Below are 17,859 nucleotides of genomic sequence, written 5' to 3' on the forward strand. Positions count from 1 at the left end.
GTGGGGCCAAGTGATGGCGGTGAACGGCTGTCTAGTCGGCGACCATGTGCTCGTGGACTTCGTCTGTGTTGAGGTGACGGGCTGGTCCAGTGACGAGCTCCCGGGTTGGGTCGAGGTTGAGCGCCGCGAGTCGGATGGCCGTAGCGACCCTGATCGACAAGGTGCCGGTCTTCGATGCCGGCGATACCTGATCGTCGCCCCGGGCCGCGGAGATCGCGGCGAGGCCCCGGCCGCGGCTCTCATCTGACGAAGATGGTTCCCCCAGAAGCGAAGGCACCTTCGCAGGCGAACCCATACATTCCTCTTTCGGTGAAGGTGATCCGGTAGCTCTCGCCGCGTCGTAACGGGTTGGTGCCGGTTCCCGGCGGCAGGTCGTCGTTGGTCGCGACGAGCCGGCAGCGTGAGGCGCGTTCGTTCACCCAAACGACCGTCGAGCCCGAGCCCAGTGTCGCGCTTCGTGGCAGGAACTCCGGCCAGTTCGGGCCGTCGATGATGCGGATCCGCTGCTCCCGCGCCGGTTCGCCGGCAACCACCGGCGCTGGCTCGTGGGCGACAGCCGGCGCAGCCGGCCCGGCATCCGCGCTCAGGTCGTCGGTCAGGGTCGACATGGCGCCGACGAAGATAGCCGTGACCACTGCCATCGACCAGCTGATGACCAGCGCAGCCGTCGTGAGTCCTCCGCCGCCCTCCCCCGACCGGCGGATGCGTATGCGGGCGGCGTACCCGACCGGCAGCGCGGCCGGCCACAGGCCGATGATCGCCAGAAGGAACGCCGCGATCGCCAGCGAGCAGAACCGCTTCGCGTGTTCGTAGTAGTCGGGCGCGCTGTGGTACTGGACGTTGATGTCGCGGGCCGCCTGGCTGACCGCGCCGCCAGCGGTGACGTTGCCGAAGTGGACACCGGGCCGGCCCGGGGCCACCTGGGCGCGTCCCCGGGCGCTCATTCGGGCCGTCCCTGGCGGATGGTCACATCGCGGCCGGACTGGGTGACGGCGCCGCCAGCGTGCACCTCGCCGAAGGTCACCGTGCCCGGCGCGGGCTCGTCGGGTTGCCGGCGGCTGAGCAGGCGCCGGGTCGCCTCGGCCACGCCGGCCGCCACGGCGGCGGTGGTGATGGCAATCAGCTCGACGGCCATGGCATATCTCCCTGTCTGGTGGGAATGGCGTTTCCGCCCTCGCCTCGGATGGCGTTCGTTCACGGCGAACGAAATCGTTCGACACCCGTACGGGTGCAAAATTCGCAAAACCGGTACAGGGCGACGGGGTCCCCCTAATCTGTCGCCGTGTTCGTAGGCCGATCCGCTCAGCTGCGGGACATCGGGGCGGAACTCGACGCGGCGACCGCTGGCGTCGCCCGCGCCGTCCACCTGGTCGGCGAGGCCGGGATCGGCAAGACCTCCCTGGCTCAACGGGCTGCAGCACAGGCTGCGGCCCGGGGCTTCCGGGTCTCGTGGGGACGCGCGTGGAGCGGCGCGCTCGCGCCGCCGTACTGGATCTGGACGCAGATCCTCGAGGACCTCGACACGCCCCTACCGGAGTTGGACGCCGATCAGGGCGCCGCCGCACGGGCGACCCTTCTGCGCGCCTTCCTCAACCGGATGCGGACCGCCGTGACCGGTCGTCCGCTGCTCGTGATCCTCGACGACCTGCACGACGCGGATCCCGCGTCGCTGATGCTCACCGGCGCCCTGCTGCGGAGCCTGCCCGACCGCCCGCTGCTGGTGCTGACGACGCAGCGGCCGGGGGACGCTGCTCTGGACGACGTGAACCGGCAGGGTCTGGTGATTCGGGTGCCGGCGTTCGACGCCGACGACATCGTCGAACTCGTCGCCGGCTGCCCATCCGCCCCCGGCGTCGACACGGCGACCCTGCTACGTCTGACGGGCGGGAACCCCTTCTACGTCATCGAGTCGCTGCGGGCGGGGCCGGACGTGGTCGTCGGTCGCCGGCTCGCCGCACTGTTGTCCCTGGTGGACGAGGACGCCCGGCGGGCCGTCTCGGCGGCGGCGGTGATTGGGCCATGTTCGCCGCAGGGCCTGCTCGCCTCGGTGGCGGACCTTCCGCCCGAACGGCTTACCGCCGCTCTCGACGTCGCCGTGTCGGCCGGCCTGCTCGACGGGAAACGCCGGTTCCGCCACGCGCTCTTCCAGGAACACTGCTACGCGAGCATTCCGGCGGGAGAACGTGCCGTGCTACACGTGAGGGCGGCCGACGCGATCGAGGCGACCGGCGTGGCGGCCGACCAGCAGGGAGCGCTCGCCCAGCACCGGCGGGCCGCCGTACCACCCGGAGATCCGGAGGCGGCCGTTGCCGCGACGTGTTCGGCCGCCCGCGCCGCGCTGTACGCCTACGCCCCGGAGGACGCCATCGCACAGTGCGCGGCGGGACTGGCGACCGTCGCCGCGTTCGGGAACGAGGCGACGGCATGGCGAGCCCGCCTGCTCATGTTGCGCGGCGAGGCCGAGGCGATGGTGGGCGACCCGCAGGCCGGCCGGCGCACGGTGGTCGAGGCGGTCGGCCTGGCCACTGCTGCCGGCGACCCGGTGCTGGTGGCCGAGGCCGCGCTACGACTACCCCGCTGCGAACAGTTCCTGCTCCACGACCCCGAGTTGCAGCGGCACGTCGCCGCCGCGATCGACGGGCTCGGCACCGCCGAGCCCGCGCTTCGGGTCCGGCTGGTCGCGAAGCTCGCGTATGACTCGGCGATGCACAACGATGCCGACCCGGACCGGGAAGCCAGACAGGTGGGGGCAGCCGACCGGGTGGTTACCGAGGCGCGGACCCTCGGCGATCCGGGGCTGCTCGCCGAGGCACTCAGCACAAAGCTCTTCACCACATGGGCGCCCGAGACCCTCGATCAGCGGCTCACGGTGGGCTCGGAGATCGCCCGCCTTGGGCGCCGGGCCGGTGACCCGTCCCGCGAACTGGACGGCCTGCTGTGGCAGTTCATGGCCCAACTGGAGAGCGGCCACGTCGACGAGGCCCACACGACGCTTGTCGAGTACACCTTCCTGGCCGAACGCGGCGGCCGCCCGGACCACCTCGCGTTCGCCCGGTCCGCACGGCGGCCATGGCCTCGCTTCAGGGTCGCTACCGGGAGGCCGAGCGGCTCGCCGACGAGGCCCGTGACCACGCACACGCCGCCGGATCACCGGATGCTGAAGTCGTGTACCTCGCGCAGGTGATTGTCTGGGCCTGGGCGCGCGGCGGCGAGACGGCCGAGAGGTTCCTCGATGCGTGCCGCGCCACCCCGGAGGGTCGCAACAATTCAGCGATGTCGACCATCAGCTGCCTCTATGCCGGCCGGTTCGAGGAGGCACGTCTGTCGGCACGCAGTACGAGGTCGCTGCTCGATCACATACCCGGGCCGCCGAGGCTCTATGCGTTCAAACTGCTGGCCGAGGCGGCGTTCGTGCTCGACGAACGCGACCTCGCCGCGGACCTGTACGAGCGGCTGCTGCCATACGCGGGCCGCTGCGCGATCGGTGGCGGTGGGGCCACGGCGTACGGCGCGGTCAGCCAGTCGCTCGGTCTGTGCGCCATGACCGGCGGCGACCTCGACACCGCCGTCCGATGGTTGCGGTCCGCGGTCGATCGCAACCGATCCTTCGGCGCCGGCCCGTACGTCGCCGCGAGCCAGGCGGATCTCGCGGATGCCCTCCTACGTCGTGGCGACGACCCGGCGGAGGCTGCCGACCTGCTCGCCGACGCCGCCGCGACCGCGGAACGGCTCGGCATGGACCGGCTCGGCGCGCGGGTCGAAGCGTTGCGCGCCACCGTTCCGAGCGACGCCGACGCCGACGACCGGACGCTGGCACGAGCCGTCGCCGTTCTCGGTGCGCAGGCCGATCGCGGGCTGCTCGCCGCCGCCTGCGACCTGCCCGCCGAACGGTTCCTCGCCGCGCTCGCTCGGGCACCGCAGCCGGCCACCGACGTCACGCCCGACGAGGGGCGCGCCGACCGGCTACGGGCGGCCGAGGCGATCGAACGGCTCGGCATGCACCGCCGCCACCGCAACGAACTGGCCCGACTCCGGCTGGCCGCCCTCCCGCTCGGCGACCCCGCAACGGCGGTCCGGGCGACGCTGGACGCCGCCCGCGCCGCACTGCACCGGTTCGATCCGGTCACCGCCGCCGACCTCTGCACGGCCGCCCTCGACCGCGTAGCCCCGTACGGCGCGACGGCCCGCGTGTGGCGGGCCGAACTGTTGACCGTCCTCGGCACGGCACAGGCCGCCACCGGCGACCGCTCGACGGCGACGCAGACCCTCACCGAAGCCGCCGACCTCGCCGACCTCACCGGCGCCCGGGCAGTGGCGATCGAGGCGACCCTCGCCATGCCGCTCGACGCGCGGTACGAGCCCGGCAGTTGCGGTCCGGTCGAGACCCGCCTGCGGGGCCTGCTCGACGCCGCGCCGGCACCGTACCGGGTGCGGATCATGGCCCGGCTCGGCGCCGACGCGCTCGCCTCCCGGCCGGGCGCCACCAGCGAACGCGAGGAACTTGTCGACCGAGCGGTCGACGAGGCCCGCTCCCTCGATGACGGGAGGATCCTCGTCGAGGTGCTGTGCGCCTGGCACCGCACGGTCCTCGGCCCGGCCCGCATCGACGAACGGCTCGCGCGTGGCGCCGAGACGGTCGAGCTCGCGCGACGCCACGACATGCCGGCGAACGAGCTCGAGGCGCGGCTCAACCTGTTCACCACGCTGCTCACCGCCGGCCGGATCGACCAGGCCGAGGCCGAACTGCACCGGTACGAAGACCTCGCCACGAGGATTGGCGAGCCGCTGTTCCTGATGTACGCGCGATCCCGCCGCGCCACTCTCGCCACGCTCCGCGGCCGGTTCGCCGACGCCGAGCGCCTCGCCCGCGAGGCCTACGAGGCCGGGCGCTCCGTCACACCAGATGCCAAGCTGCTGTACGAGCTGCAGTCGTTCGCGCGTGCCCTGGCGCGCGGCGAGACCGACCACGACGCCTGCGCCTCGTCCGTGCAGCGGACCGCGACCGCGTACCCGCTCGTCGTGGCGCTGATCATGGAGCGGGACGGTCGCCCGGACGAGGCCCGGGAGCAGTTGCGGACGTCGATGAACATCCTGGACATGGCACTGGCCGGGTTCGAGCTCTACACCCTGTCCGTCGTCGCCGACCTCGCCAGCCGCCTCGGCGACGCGGACTGCGCCGCCGAAGTGGCCCGCCGGCTCTCCCCATACGCCCACCACGTCGCGGTCGCGGGCACCGGATCGGTCTGCACCGGCAGCACGGCCCGGTCACTCGGCCGGTGCGCCGCGACGACCGGCGACCTGGACACCGCCGCGACGCTCCTGCGGGACGGGATCGCCGCCGACCGTCGCCTCGGTGCCCTGCCGTTCGTCGCCTTCGGAGCGCACGAGCTCGCCGCGGTTCTGTTCCGGCGCAACGGTCCCGGCGACGCGGCCGAAGCGGCGACCGTGCGGGCCGAGGCGGCGTCCATCGCGTCGACGCTCGGCATGACCCTTCCCGACAACGCCTTGTCACAGGCGCCCGACCGCGTCGCACTCAACCGTCACGGCGATTCGTGGGCGCTGACCTATGAGGGCCGCACCTCGGTTCTCCGGGCCTCCAAGGGCGTGGCCCAGTTGGCTGTGCTCATCGCGAACCCGGGGCGGGACATCGCCGCGATCGAACTCGCTGGCGGCGTCGACAGCAACGACCGGATGCAGGTGATCGACGAGACCGCGAAACTCAACTACAGGAAGCGCATGTCCGCTCTCCAAACCGAGATGGAGCATGGCGACGCCGCTACCGTGGCCAAGGCGAGCCGCGAGTACGACGCCATCGTCCGTACCGTGAAGCGCGCCACCGGACTCGGCGGACGGACCAGACTCGCCAGTAGCGAAGCCGAACGGGCCCGGATCAACGTCACCCGTACCCTGCGCCAGGCCATCGATCAGATCCTCGCCATTGACGAGGCGGCCGGACTACACCTGCACGCCGGCATCCGAACGGGAACACGCTGCCGTTACGAATCCGGCTGACGTCCGCAGGCCCTCCCCGGTCGCGGCGTTGCCAGCGGTGCCCGGCCCAGCCCGGCCCGCTGGCGTTGCCATCCCCTCCGAACGGAGACGAGCCACGCGGCGCCACGGACCCGCTGGCCCGCCTGTGCCTACAGATGGGCCCGGTGCGCGGATCTGGTAGCCGAAAGTAGTGTGTCCGATCATGGTGCAGGACGAGTGCCTGCGAGATGGCCCTCCGATCGCCACGGGTGTACGGGCTTGCGCCGTGGGGTGATGCGGATCCGGTCGGCCATGCGATCATCGGATCGTGAATACCAGAAAGGCCTATGGCTGCTGACCGCCGGCTCGCGCTCCATGCGATCCTTCCCGACCGTTACTCCGACCTTGAGGTTCTCGCCTCCACCATCGATCACCTCGGCCGCCTGGTCGCCCTGGTTGGCGACTCCGCCTGCGGCTACTTCCCGATCCCAGACCGCTATTGGCGTTATCCGCCGCCGCGTTACGACGCGATCGCGGTCATCTGTTCCGGGAGCGACGTCGACGAGATCCGCCTCAACGATCTCGATCTGTGGTTCACCGAGATCGACACCCTCGGCGACGGCGTCGTCCTGGCAGCCAACCGCTGCCAGCCGACAGGCGTGTCCGCCAGACGCCATCTGAAGCCGGTTCCCGAGGGCGAGATCCACCTCACCGAGAACGTCCGGGTGTTCGACAGCCGTAGCCGGACCCGGGCGGCCTTCTACGCGGGCGACGGCATACAACAGCTCATGACCGATCGCCGCGGACGCATCTGGACCAGCTACTCCGACGAGTCGAGCTACTGGTCGCCCAACCCTGACGGCACCCGGTCCTACGCGTTCATGGTCGGTCTGGCGCGCTGGGACAGCGGCGGCGGCGAGCCCTGGATGGCCAGCGGCGAGACCCGGGAAGTGGCCTGGCTCGACTGCTACGCGATGAACGTCGGCCGGGACCGGGTCCACGCCTGCCCCTACCCCGACTTCTCTGTGGTCGAGATCGGCACCCATCATCTCCAGACGGTCACGCCGAACACCGTCACCAGATGCCGCGGCCTGGCCGTCGCCGGCTCCGAATTCGCCTTCCTCGACCAGCGCCGGACAGGTGACGGCACACGGTGGGAGATTTGCCGGGCCCGCCGAGAGGAGGACGTCGTTGTGGAGGCGGGACGCGAAAACCTGGTGCTGCCCGACGGCCGGCAACCGCCCGGATGGGCCAGGGGAAGGGTTGGCCGGGACGCGACGCTGTGGCTTTGCGCCGACGATGAGCGGAACTGGTACCGGTACGACCTCGATGCTCACGCGTAGCCGAACACCTGGATTCGTCCCAGGCCATGCCTGCGCGGCTCTCAAGAACCAGCGCCTCGGGGAGTGGTGGCTGCTCAGCGGTCCCACTCCCAATCCTCGACCGTTTCATGGACAGGGATCATGTTGATCCACAAATCTTCGTGCCGTCCGGATGCCACCAATTGGTCCAGCAGCTTCTGCGCCTGTGCCTCGGTGGTGAAGGCACCCGCCTGGAAGCGTGAGCCTGGATCACGCTCGTCGGTGTACTCGACAGCCCACGCCAGGGCCGGCTCCCGGTAACCCGGCGGAGGTGTCCCGCTCTCGTCGTTCACCGTTCGAGGGTGCCACGACCCCTCGGCCGCAGGCATGCATGCTCGTTGGTCTGCGACGTGCACGGCGGTGCTGGTCTGCCGCTGGCCAGCAGATTACGCGGCGCTGACGGTAGGCACCGGGCCGTCAACGGTTCGGTGCGACGTCCAGCCGAACATGTACCCGGGACCGGGCTGTTGCCACGACCTTGGGACCACTGGCTGCGTGGGTGAGCATGGCGGGGGTTGGGCTGGGGTGTCAATGTGATCGAGCCGGCCTGAGCACGCCGGTTGCGTGCTGGCCCCAGAACGCTCGGCAGACTCGTACGCGAATTTGGCGAGCGGTAAGCGACAGCGCAGCGGGGCGATGTCGACGAGCTGCGGGCCCACGCCGACGCCGGCGACGGGTCCGCCGCCTACCAGCTTTCCGACCTGCTGGCCGGGCAGGGCCTTGTCCGGCTCTCGAGCTCGTTGTTCGCAGGGCCGAGCTGCACTCCAGCTGCAGAGCCACGACCTGGACGCAGGTCGTCCAGATCCGAAAGAAGGGCGAGCAAGAGGTCACCGATGGAACGCCCTTGAGATGCGGTCAAACTTGTGGAGTTCGGCCGGGAGCACGATACAGACACCGCATCCCGGCCGAATCTCTCGGCCGAGGCTCAGCCCAGCGACTTCAATGCCTTGTCTAGGGTGGCGAAGACGGTGTCGGAGCCGCCCTCCCAGGATGGCACCGGATCCGCCTGACCGGGCGCCAGCTGGTAGAGCCACCAGATGTTCTGCCAGGGGTCGAGCATCCGGGCGAGCGTCGTCTCACCGTAGAACGGGGTCGGTTCGGTCACCGTCGTGGCGCCCACGGCACCGGCCCGCTCGAGCACCGCCCCCGCGTCGGTCACCCACACCTGCAGCAGGCCGGGCCGCGCCGGCCACCCGTCCAGCCGGTCGGCGACCATCAGATCGACGGTGCCGAGCCGCAGCTGGGCGTGGATGAGCTTGCCGTCCGGCATCGGCGTCCGCGCCTCGACAGTCTCGGCCGCACCGAACACCTCGGCCACAAAGTCCACGAACCGCGCGGCATCATCCACGATCACGAACGGATTGAGGACGGCGCCGCCGAACGGGACAGCTTCCGGAGAGAGCAGAATGTCGCTGGTCATGCTGAGGATCATGCCGTCAACTGCGGTCAGTTCCTGACCTAATACTGCAGCGGTGCCGGGCGGCTGAATGTCGAAGCCGAGGACGCTGATGGTCGCGTATTGGCGAGACCCCTGCGGCACCGGCCGGTCGTTGCCGTCCTCCAGGCACTCGCCCAAGACTCTCAAGCCACCTCCTCCCCAGAGTCGGGACCGCAGGAATGGCTCAGCCGCTCAGGCGACCGTGTGGCTCCGTGCCAGCAGCCGCTCATGCCGCGAACCGCTCGGCCCTGGTGGTCTGTCGTACCCTGCGTGTCTCGCATGGGCGTCGGTTCGTTCAACTGGTGTCCGGTATCACGTCGTGGGGCCACTCGCTGCGAAGAACGTGGTCGAGGTCGGGGTCGTCGGAGTGGTCACAGTAGGGCGTCTCGTCCGGGTCGCGCACGACCGTATCCACGGGCGATCCGAGCAGACCCCATGGCTGGATCGCGTTGGCCAGCCGCCCACGCAGCCGAAGATCGCGATATTCCGGCTTCCACCACACGTCGATGATTGACCGCAACTCGCGTGGGTCGACACCCAGCCACACGCCGTACGTCAGCGTGTGACCCTCCGCCAGCCGGATCGGTAGCAACGCCCGAACGAAGGCACCGACGGCGGGCACGTACATCATCACCGAGTCACGAGCGGTGCCGTGGCTCAACCACGTGCCGGACGCTGCCTCCTGCTCGGCGGAGTCCACCACCGGGTCCGGCAACGTGTACCGGACGTGACGATCATGCAGATCGAGGTCGCGACCGCAGGTGGAGCAGGTGTCGGTGGGCACGCGTGAGTATCCCCCTTTCCGCCCCCGGTGACCACGCCTCCTTCCCATCCGGATCTGGCCGCTGACTGTTCGTCACGCACCGTGATCAGGCGCGGCGGGTTGACGCCGGGACATGGTTGAGCGGATGCGGGTCAGGCTGGCGCCCGCACCGAACGGAACGGCGTCAGGGCGAGCCCACACGCCACGGCCGCGAACACGGCCGCTGCCACGAGAAGGGTGGGTCGGATCCCCCAGTTGTCCGCCAGGAGGCCCGCGGGCGGCGCGGCGATGACCATGACGGCACGGTTGAGAGACCGGAGCGTCGTGTTCGTGCGCGCTTGGAGTTCATCGGGGGTGAGGAGTTGTCGAAAGCTCATCTCGTGAGAGTTGCTCATGCCCATCGCGAGGCCGTAGAGCCCTACCCCGGTTCCGAGGACCGCGACAGGGGTCCACGTGGTGGAGGCCCCACCGGCGGCGAACATGACGAGCACACTCGCGGTGGTGATGAGGTGGCAGGCGATGATGGTGCGACCGGTCCCCAGTAGCAGCCCCACGCGCGTGGTGACCGCGGCGCCGAGGGCTGCGCCGATTCCGCCCAGGGCGCCGACGAGGCCGAACTGGAACGGCGTGAGGTTCAACGTGGCGAGTGCGTAGGGAGCGGCAACGACGCCGATGACCGCGTTGCCGAGAAACCATCCGTGGGTTGCGATGGCCAGGGTGGTCAGGCCGGAGCCCCGATAGATCCAGCGCACGCCCGCGCGGATCTCGAGCACGAGCTTCCTGGCCGTCGTGTCGGTCTTCGGAGGAGGCTCGCGCACGTCGATCCGGCTCAGCGTGATTGCGGAAATGACATAGGTCGCGGCGTCGGCCAGGACCGCCAAGGGCGCACCGAGGGCGCTGACCAGCAGGCCGCCGAGAGCAGGACCGGCGCTCTGGGCGACAGCGTCAGCGCCGTCGACGCGGGCGTGTGCGCGTTGCAGGTGTCGGCGCTGCACCAAACGAGGCAGGAAGGACATCGCGGCCGCCCCGTTGATCACCGCGGCGGTGCCGTACGCCATGACGATCACCAGTAGCGCCGGAAACGACAGGAGGTGGATCCACCAGAGCAGGGGGATGATCGCCAGCAGACCGGCTTGAACCACGTCAGTGGTGATCATGACGGGTCGGCGAGGGTGGCGATCAACCAACGCTCCCACCACGACGCCAACGACCAGGTAGGGCAACCACCGAGTTGAGTTCAACCAGCCGACCTGAGCCGCGGAGCCATGCAAGGTCAGCACCACCAGCGTCTGGAGCGCCAACATTGTGATGTAGGTACCGACGGCCGACACAGCGTTGGCCCGCCAGTAAAGCAGGAACGATCTCGACGGGAACTCCTCGTCGCCGACCATGAAGGGCATTATCCCGCGTAGCCGCATCGACGAGCCGTGGACCCCAACGTCGGCACCCCACCTGAGCCATATGCGATACGACCTCGCCGGCGGGAAGGGGCCGCCGTCGCTCAACCGAGCCACGATCAAGGCGTCTGGCACAGGTGTGCGGCAAGGAAGCGGGCCGTCTTGACCAGGCCTCGCCCGGGCAGCGCGCGTGCCGACGCCATCCATAGCGGATGAGGTAGGGACGACCAGCAAGCGGTGCACTGGCGGGAGAAAGTTGACCTCACGTCGCCGATACAGCCGGCGCTGAGTCCCCGGAAGGGGGTACCTACGTGTTTGACGACAACGGCTCGTTCCTGCTGGCAATGTTCGAGTTCTTCATCCTCTGTGCCTGGTTCATGTCCCTGTTCTGGATCTTCGGAGATCTCTTCCGTAGCAAGGACCTCGGCGGCCTCGCCAAGACGTTGTGGACCCTGTTCATCGTCTTCCTACCGATCCTCGGCATGCTGGTCTACCTGATCGCCCGCGGCAGCGGAATGACCGAGCGTGCGCTCAGTGCCCAAGCCGAGGCGCAGAAGCGGCAGGATGCCTACATCAGATCGGTCGCGACGCCGAACGGCGGTAAAGGAAGCGTCACCGATGAGATCGCGTCGGCGAAGGCGTTGCTCGACTCCGGTGCGATCGACGCGAGCGAGTACGAGAAGTTGAAGACCAACGCTCTGGCGAGGAGCACCGCTTAGCAGTCCGCCTCAGTCGCCGGCGGAGGCCTGCCTTGACCGCCGAGAGGTGCCGGCCGCCGAGAGGTGCCGGCCGCCGAGACCCGACCAGGCGTGCGAGTCCCAAATGCTGGTTGCCCCGGCCCATCGCGAGCCGTGGCAACCAGTTGGGCGGTGCACGCATCTGCCGCAGGTCGGGCGCGTCGAGTCGGAAGCGACCGCCATGCCTTGTTCCTACCCGGGCTGAACGGGGTGCTGGATCACGTAACGTGCTCAAGGTGATCGAGGCGGACCCTCTGGAAGTCGCGGGTTGGCGAATGGTGACCGGAGAGCTTCGCGCCGAGCATCTGCCGGAGCTTGCGACCGATGCGTTGGTCCGAGGTCTGGACAGTCCCTCACTTCGCATCCTTGCGGGGCAGAACCCAGCCGACGTTCGCGACTCGGCAGACCTGTTCATGCACGCGCTCGACGAACTCGGATTCACCGTGCCCGCGCCAGACGAGGCGGCCTGGTCGCTCGCCCGTACGACAGCACAACAGATCGTCGACGGAGTCATCAGCCCGGCCGCCGGGGCGAACGAGATCTGGAGATCGGCATTCCACCGGGTTGAAGACAGCGGCGACCTTCGGATCTTCGTCGGTCTCGCCTCGACACTCGACGATCATCCGGAGGACCCGGCCGTGATCGAGTTGGAGATCGTGGCGGCGGCGAAGGAACTGCTCCAGCGATCCCGTCCCCGCCGGTGGCTCAAGCTGATGGCACAGGTCGGGCGTTCGCCGTTGTCACGGACCGCCGGCGAGAACCGGATCGAGCTCGACCCTGCGGACCTGCCGATCAGACCAGAACTCGTCGCCGAGATCGAAGCCTGGGCCGCAGAACATCTGGAAGTGCTGCGAGAGTGGCCGCGTATAGGCGGATTTGAGTCCGAGGAACAGGCCGAGGTGTTCGTGCAGCAAGGCGAACGACTTGCCGCTCAAGTCCAAGCTGCAGTCGGTGCCGACTACCACGTCGAGTACATGCCCGAGGCCGTCCGCCCACCCGGCGTGAAACTGTCCAGCAGTCACCGAGTGGGCACAGGCAACCGGGAGGCGCGCAGGTGATCAAGGTCGAGTGGCCCGTTCGCGCCCGCTCGCGCTGGGCGGGGTGGGGTGGGCGGAGCGACCGGGAGTTTCGAACTCTCGCCCACCCGGACGGCGGTTCTGTTCTCCCCCGGTCGGCGTCTCGGCGCGGATTCCGGTAGAGCGTCGGCGACGGTGTCGAGGCCGTCGGATTATCGCGTGCTGGTGGGCGTTGGCGTAGGGCTGCCGGTGGGCGGTGGCGCCGAGTTGTTCGGAGCGGTTACGACCACTGGTGTACCGAAGTCGCTGAACTCGGTTACCGAGTCGGCGACGAAAGGTGCCGGCCCGGATTCTTGGACCACGTCGTGGGTCGTGACCTGCGTGATCAGGCCCGTCGCGACGTTGACGGCCACGGTTCCGGTAACGGTTACCGGAACCGTGTTCGTTGTCCGCTCGGTGGTGTAGCCGAACGTCCAGGTGTCCGTGGCCTGTGGCCCGGTTCCGGTGCGGCCGCGATATATGGCCGTGCCGAGCGTCCTGATGCGTTCCAGGACCGACCGCGGGTCGGTGGACATCGCCACACCTGCGGCGGATGCGGACACGCAACGGTCGCCGTGTAGTTGCTGCCACGGCCCGTCCGCGCCTGCACCGACCGGGTGCAGGAAGCACTGGTCGCCGACCTGACGCAGCTCGGAAATTCGGGTCATCTCCAGCGGTGGTGCGGCCGAACAGGCGGGACTCGGTGGAGGCTGCGACCGTCCACTGCCGGGCCCGCCGGAGGCGGAGGCGGACGGCGTGCCGCCGGACCTGCCGGACGGAGACGGCGCGCCACCGGGCCCACCGGAAGGATCGGCGCACACGGTCATGTTGCGGGCTCCGCCGACCAGGACCTCGAAGGCTGCGCGCCGGTTGACGGGATCGTAGAGGCCCTGGATGACCGAGACGTTGCCGTCGGGGAACTCCGTGTGCGCGTCGAGCTGGATCGTCTGGGTCTGCTTGAAGCGGAACGTGGACTGGGATGTGGTCTGCGCGGCGAGGGCGAGCGACCAGGGGGTGTCGGCGTTTGGGGAGTCGCCGCCGGGTGCGGCCAGGACGGTACCGGCGGCCAGTGCGCCGATTGCCGCCGTCGCGGTAACGGTGGTGGCGACGGCGTTTCGAGCCCGTCGTGACCGGCGCCCGCGGTGTAGGAGCCGATCGAGCGGCGGCGTGCCGACCTCGTCACGATCGGCCAGTTCGTGCAAGGCAGCGGACAGTGCCTGTTCGTCAATCATCCGGCCCCCTCCTTCGCTGTGAGGTCGTAGTCGACGAGCAACTCGCGGAGTTTGGCGAGCGCTCGGGCATTCTGGCTTTTGACCGTGCCTACGGTGCACCGCAGCAGGGTGGCGACCTCTCGCTCGGTCAGGTCCTCGTAATGGCGCAGCACGACCACCGCCCGTTGCCCGCGCGGCAACTGCCGCAACGCGCGCCGCACCTGGTCCTGAGGCGTGGCGGCGGCCCGCGGGTCCTCGTAGTCCGGGGGATCGGCGACCAGCTGCTCCCGCCGCCAGCGCCGCCACCAGCTAATGTTCCCGTTGATCAATGTCCGCCGCAGGTACGCGTGCGGATCACCGCGGATCGACGCCCGCCGCCACCGGACGTACAGCTTGACCAGGCTGTCCTGCAGCAGTTCCTCGCCGCGGTGGACATCCCCCGTCAGCAGTCGGGCGACCCGCAGATACCGCCCCCAATTGGCCGCCACGAAGGCGGCATAGGCGGCGTCCACGGTTCGGGTTTCGCTCATACCTCGTCTACGCCGCAGAGCCCCCGAAGGTTGTCCGGCAATTTCGCCGACACAGGACACCGGGATGTGACCGGCGCCGTGGCTCGGCCGCCTCCACACCCTGGCGGGACACAGCGGTGGGTGTGGGCGGCCCGGGTGCGTTGCCGCTCCCGGGCCGCCGGGTTCTATCTGCCGTAGACCTCGAACGTGAACAGGGAGTATCCCCATGCCGTGGCGCGGGTTGTGCCGTTGATGCGGACGTACCGGCCGGACGCGGTCAGCCCGGTGTTGTCGTCCTCACCGCCGTTGCCGCCGGTCACCGTCCGGGCGGTGGTCCAGGTGGTGCCGTCGGTCGAGGTCTGGATCTGGTACGCCGAGCCGTACGCCGCCTCCCATACCAGCCGTACCCGGTCGATGGCGTACGTCGCGCCGAGGTCGACCTGGATCCACTGCGGATCCGAGAACGCACTCGCCCACCGAGTCGTCGCCGACCCGTCCACCGCCGCCGACGCCGGATAGGCCGCCGACTCCACACTCGACGCTGTGGCCGGCTTGTTCAGCGCCAGATTCCCCGACTGCGGCGGCGTGCCGGAGCCGAGCGTGAACGAGTCGATGTCGAACAGCGACCCGGCTCCGCCGGTGAACACGAGGAACAGGTTCTGTATGCCGGTCGGCGGGGTGACGGCGCCGGTGACATCGGCCCAGGTCTCCCAGCCACCGGTCGGCGCGACTGTCGCCGTGCCGACCACGGGACCGGTCGCCGACCCGGTCCGCAGCGTGATCGTGCCGCCGGTGCCGGCCGACGCCACCCGCGCGGTGAACGACGTGACACCGGTCAGGTTGTACGGCGTGAACGAGATCCAGTCGCCGTTCTCGATGTACCCGACCGCACTGCCGCCGTTGGCGGACGGCTTGGCCACGACGGTGGTGCCCTGCTGGCCGCTGTTGTGCTCGGCCTGGCGAGTGCGTGGCTGCAGGACCGCCTGCGGCGAGGTCACCGGCGTGGTCGAGCCGACAGGTGTGTACTCGGCGACCACGACGCCGAAGATGTTGGCGTTGGCGTCGTGCTCACCGTCCACCGGGGTCTGCAGCGTGCCGGAACACCCGGTCGCGCTGGACAGGGCGTGGCCGTGGCTGTCATGACCGAGGATGTAGTTGACCCGCACCCGGGCGCAGTCCACAGTCGCCCCGTTCGGATCGCTCACGGTGACCTGGAACGGGATGGCGTCGCCGAAGTTGAACACCCTCCCTTTGAGCGGCTGGTTGAGCGTGACCGTCGGCCGGCCCACACCGATCACCACACTCGCGGTCGCGGTGCGGCCGGTGCTGTCCCGCACCGTCAACGTCGCGGTGAAGTCACCATTGGACGTGTACGTGAACGACGGGTTCGCCGCCGTCGAATCCGTACTGCCGTTCGTGGTGAAGTCCCATGCGTACGTGATCGGATCACCGTCCGGGTCGCTGGATCCGGCTGAGCTGAACTGCACGGTCAACGGCGCGTTTCCGCTCGTCGGGTTGGCCGACACCGACGCCACCGGCGACCGGCCACCGCCGCTGTTGTACTCGATCCGGTACAGCGCCGAGTTCGCGTCACCGCCGAACCAGCCGGTGCCGTAGTCGAGCACGTACAGCGCGCCGTCCGGCCCGAACTCCAGGTCCATCACCTGGGTGCCGGTGTACGCCGGAAACGCCTCGATCGCACCGACCCCGCCGGAGCTGGTGACGGTGGCCGCCTTGATCCACCGCCGGCCGAACTCGCCCAGGAACACCTTGCCGTTCATCGAGGCCGGGAACTTCACGTCCGAGGCCAGCGAGGCGCTGTAGTTGTAGACGACCCCACCCATCGGCGACAGGCTCCCGCAACACAGAGCCGGTGGGTCCTGCCCGCCGCCGTACGGCAGCCAGGCCGCCTGGGACGGTGGCAGCTGCGTCAGGCCGGTGTTGTTGGGCGAGTTGTTGACCGGCCCGCCGGCGCAGTTGAACGCCGCGCCCGAGGGACCGGATGGGAACGTGAAGTCGATGTACGGCGTGTTGTAGTTCGAGCAGTAGGGCCAGCCGTAGTTGCCCGGCTGCGTGATCCGCTCGAACGAGACGGTGCCGGCCGGCCCGCGGGTGGCGCTGGCGGTGCCGGCGTCCGGCCCGTAGTCGCCGAGGTACACGGCGCCGGTCGCCTTGTCCACGCTCATGCGGAACGGGTTGCGGAAGCCCATCGCGTAGATCTCGGGGCGGGTGTTGGCGGTGCCGGGCGCGAACATGTTGCCCGTCGGGATGCTGTATCCGCCGCCGCTGTTCGGCCGGATCCGCAGCACCTTGCCGCGCAGGTCGTTGGAGCTGCCCGAGGTGCGCTGGGCGTCGAAGGCCGGGTTACGGTCCGTCCGCTCGTCGATGGGCGTGTATCCGCTGGAGTCGAACGGGTTCGTGTCGTCACCGGTTGACAGGTAGAGGTTGCCCGCCGCGTCGAAGTCGATGTCACCGCCGACGTGACAGCACATCCCACGGCTGGTCGGGACGTCCAGGACCGTGACCGCCGAATTGGGGTCGAGGGTGAAGTCCGCGTTGACCGTGAACCGGGACAGCCGGTTCACGCCGTTGAACGGCGCGAACTGGGCCGCCGTGCCGGTCGCCGGCGCGTCGCCGGCCGGGGTGGACAGCGGCGGGGCGTAGTAGACGTACACCCACCGGTTGGTGGCGAAGTTCGGATCGGCCTTGATGCTCTGCAGACCCTCTTCGTCGTGCGTGTACACCGGGATGGTCAGCGCCACCTTGGTGTTGCCGGCCGGGTCCGTGTACCGGACCGTGCCGTCGCGCGAGGTGTGCAGGGCGCCGCGGTTGGGCAGCACGGTCAGCCCCATCGGCTCCCCGACCTCGCCCACGCCCTTGGCCAGGGTGACCTGGTTGTAGCCGGCCTGCGGAGGCTGGCCGGTCGAGCAGTTGCCCGTACCCTGCGCCGCGTACCGGATACCACCCAGCAGATGCGTACGGAAGTTCGCCTCGGCGTAGCTCTCGATGGTGTGGCCCATGCCGGTGTACCAGGAGCGGCCGCCGTCATAACCCCGGCACCACGCGATCGGATGGTCCCCGCCCATCGAGCCACCGGTGTAGGTGCTCTCGTCCAACGTTGCCAGAACGTGGACCTGCGAGCGCGGGTTGGTCCGGTAGTTGTACCACTCGTCGAACCGGTTCCAGGTGACCGGAATGCCGGCGGTCGACGGATGTGTGGTGTCTTCGATCCGGACCGTTGCGTTCTGGTTCGCCGGATGGCTGGCGAAGTACGCGCCGACCAGGTTGCCGTACCACGGCCAGTCGTACTCGGTGTCGGACGCGGCGTGGACACCGACGTACCCGCCGCCTCCACGGATGTACTGCTCGAAGGCGGCCTGCTCGCTGGCGTTCAGCACGTCGGCGGTCGTGGAGAGCC

Annotated in this window: 14 protein-coding genes; 5 read left to right on the forward strand and 9 right to left on the reverse strand. The window is 69.5% G+C overall.

Annotation, left to right across the window (positions count from 1 at the left end; all coding sequences use genetic code 11):
- Positions 1-239 precede the first annotated feature (239 nt).
- Together Vau01_RS54755 and Vau01_RS54760 are read right to left on the reverse strand one after the other, a co-directional pair.
- On the reverse strand, positions 240-944 hold the full coding sequence (locus Vau01_RS54755) for a hypothetical protein (protein ID WP_204010009.1): 705 nt from the start codon (positions 942-944) through the stop codon (positions 240-242).
- Complete coding sequence (locus tag Vau01_RS54760; RefSeq protein ID WP_204010012.1) at positions 941-1,135, reverse strand: hypothetical protein; 195 nt, start codon at positions 1,133-1,135, stop codon at positions 941-943. Before Vau01_RS54760 ends, Vau01_RS54755 begins: the two co-directional genes overlap by 4 nt.
- Before the next feature lie 147 nt (positions 1,136-1,282).
- On the opposite strand from Vau01_RS54760, the gene Vau01_RS54765 reads away from it, so the two are divergent.
- The 3 genes from Vau01_RS54765 (at position 1,283) to Vau01_RS54775 (ending at position 7,313) form a co-directional block, all read left to right on the forward strand.
- Complete coding sequence (locus Vau01_RS54765; RefSeq protein ID WP_204010015.1) at positions 1,283-3,184, forward strand: AAA family ATPase; 1,902 nt, start codon at positions 1,283-1,285, stop codon at positions 3,182-3,184.
- An 89-nt stretch (positions 3,185-3,273) separates the two neighbouring features.
- Positions 3,274-6,012, forward strand: coding sequence for a hypothetical protein (locus Vau01_RS54770; RefSeq protein ID WP_204010017.1), 2,739 nt, complete (start codon positions 3,274-3,276; stop codon positions 6,010-6,012).
- 305 nt (positions 6,013-6,317) lie between these two features.
- Positions 6,318-7,313 carry a hypothetical protein gene (locus Vau01_RS54775; protein WP_204010019.1) on the forward strand — a complete coding sequence of 332 codons (996 nt, stop codon included), beginning with the start codon at positions 6,318-6,320 and terminating at the stop codon, positions 7,311-7,313.
- A 74-nt stretch (positions 7,314-7,387) separates the two neighbouring features.
- Here Vau01_RS54775 and Vau01_RS54780 read toward each other — a convergent pair whose 3' ends face one another.
- From Vau01_RS54780 to Vau01_RS54795, 4 genes are all read right to left on the reverse strand, one after another.
- Positions 7,388-7,624, reverse strand: coding sequence for a hypothetical protein (locus tag Vau01_RS54780; protein ID WP_204010021.1), 237 nt, complete (start codon positions 7,622-7,624; stop codon positions 7,388-7,390).
- 632 nt (positions 7,625-8,256) lie between these two features.
- A complete protein-coding gene (locus Vau01_RS54785) occupies positions 8,257-8,916 on the reverse strand; it encodes a VOC family protein (protein WP_204010023.1) in 660 nt (219 codons plus the stop codon).
- Positions 8,917-9,064: 148 nt separating this feature from the next.
- Positions 9,065-9,553 (reverse strand): DUF2199 domain-containing protein, encoded by a 489-nt coding sequence (locus Vau01_RS54790; RefSeq protein WP_204010025.1) that lies wholly within the window; start codon positions 9,551-9,553, stop codon positions 9,065-9,067.
- A 131-nt stretch (positions 9,554-9,684) separates the two neighbouring features.
- Positions 9,685-10,923 (reverse strand): MFS transporter, encoded by a 1,239-nt coding sequence (locus Vau01_RS54795; RefSeq protein ID WP_204010027.1) that lies wholly within the window; start codon positions 10,921-10,923, stop codon positions 9,685-9,687.
- Positions 10,924-11,240: 317 nt separating this feature from the next.
- Here Vau01_RS54795 and Vau01_RS54800 point away from each other — a divergent pair, with 317 nt between their 5' ends.
- A complete protein-coding gene (locus tag Vau01_RS54800; RefSeq protein WP_204010029.1) occupies positions 11,241-11,648 on the forward strand; it encodes a PLD nuclease N-terminal domain-containing protein in 408 nt (135 codons plus the stop codon).
- 254 nt (positions 11,649-11,902) lie between these two features.
- A complete protein-coding gene (locus Vau01_RS54805) occupies positions 11,903-12,724 on the forward strand; it encodes an immunity protein CdiI family protein (protein ID WP_204010032.1) in 822 nt (273 codons plus the stop codon).
- Between the two features lie 170 nt (positions 12,725-12,894).
- Here the strand turns inward: Vau01_RS54805 and Vau01_RS54810 are convergent, their stop codons facing one another.
- The 3 genes from Vau01_RS54810 to Vau01_RS54820 form a co-directional block, all read right to left on the reverse strand.
- The gene (locus Vau01_RS54810) at positions 12,895-13,953 is read right to left on the reverse strand and encodes a hypothetical protein (protein ID WP_204010035.1); all 1,059 of its coding nucleotides are present in this window, start codon (positions 13,951-13,953) and stop codon (positions 12,895-12,897) included.
- A complete protein-coding gene (locus Vau01_RS54815; protein ID WP_204010038.1) occupies positions 13,950-14,462 on the reverse strand; it encodes a SigE family RNA polymerase sigma factor in 513 nt (170 codons plus the stop codon). The genes Vau01_RS54810 and Vau01_RS54815 overlap by 4 nt, the downstream gene beginning before the upstream one ends.
- Positions 14,463-14,626: 164 nt before the next feature.
- A partial coding sequence (locus tag Vau01_RS54820) for a ThuA domain-containing protein (RefSeq protein ID WP_239152778.1) occupies positions 14,627-17,859 on the reverse strand: 3,233 nt, incomplete at its 5' end.

The organism is Virgisporangium aurantiacum (assembly GCF_016863635.1).
Lineage (GTDB): Bacteria > Actinomycetota > Actinomycetes > Mycobacteriales > Micromonosporaceae > Virgisporangium > Virgisporangium aurantiacum.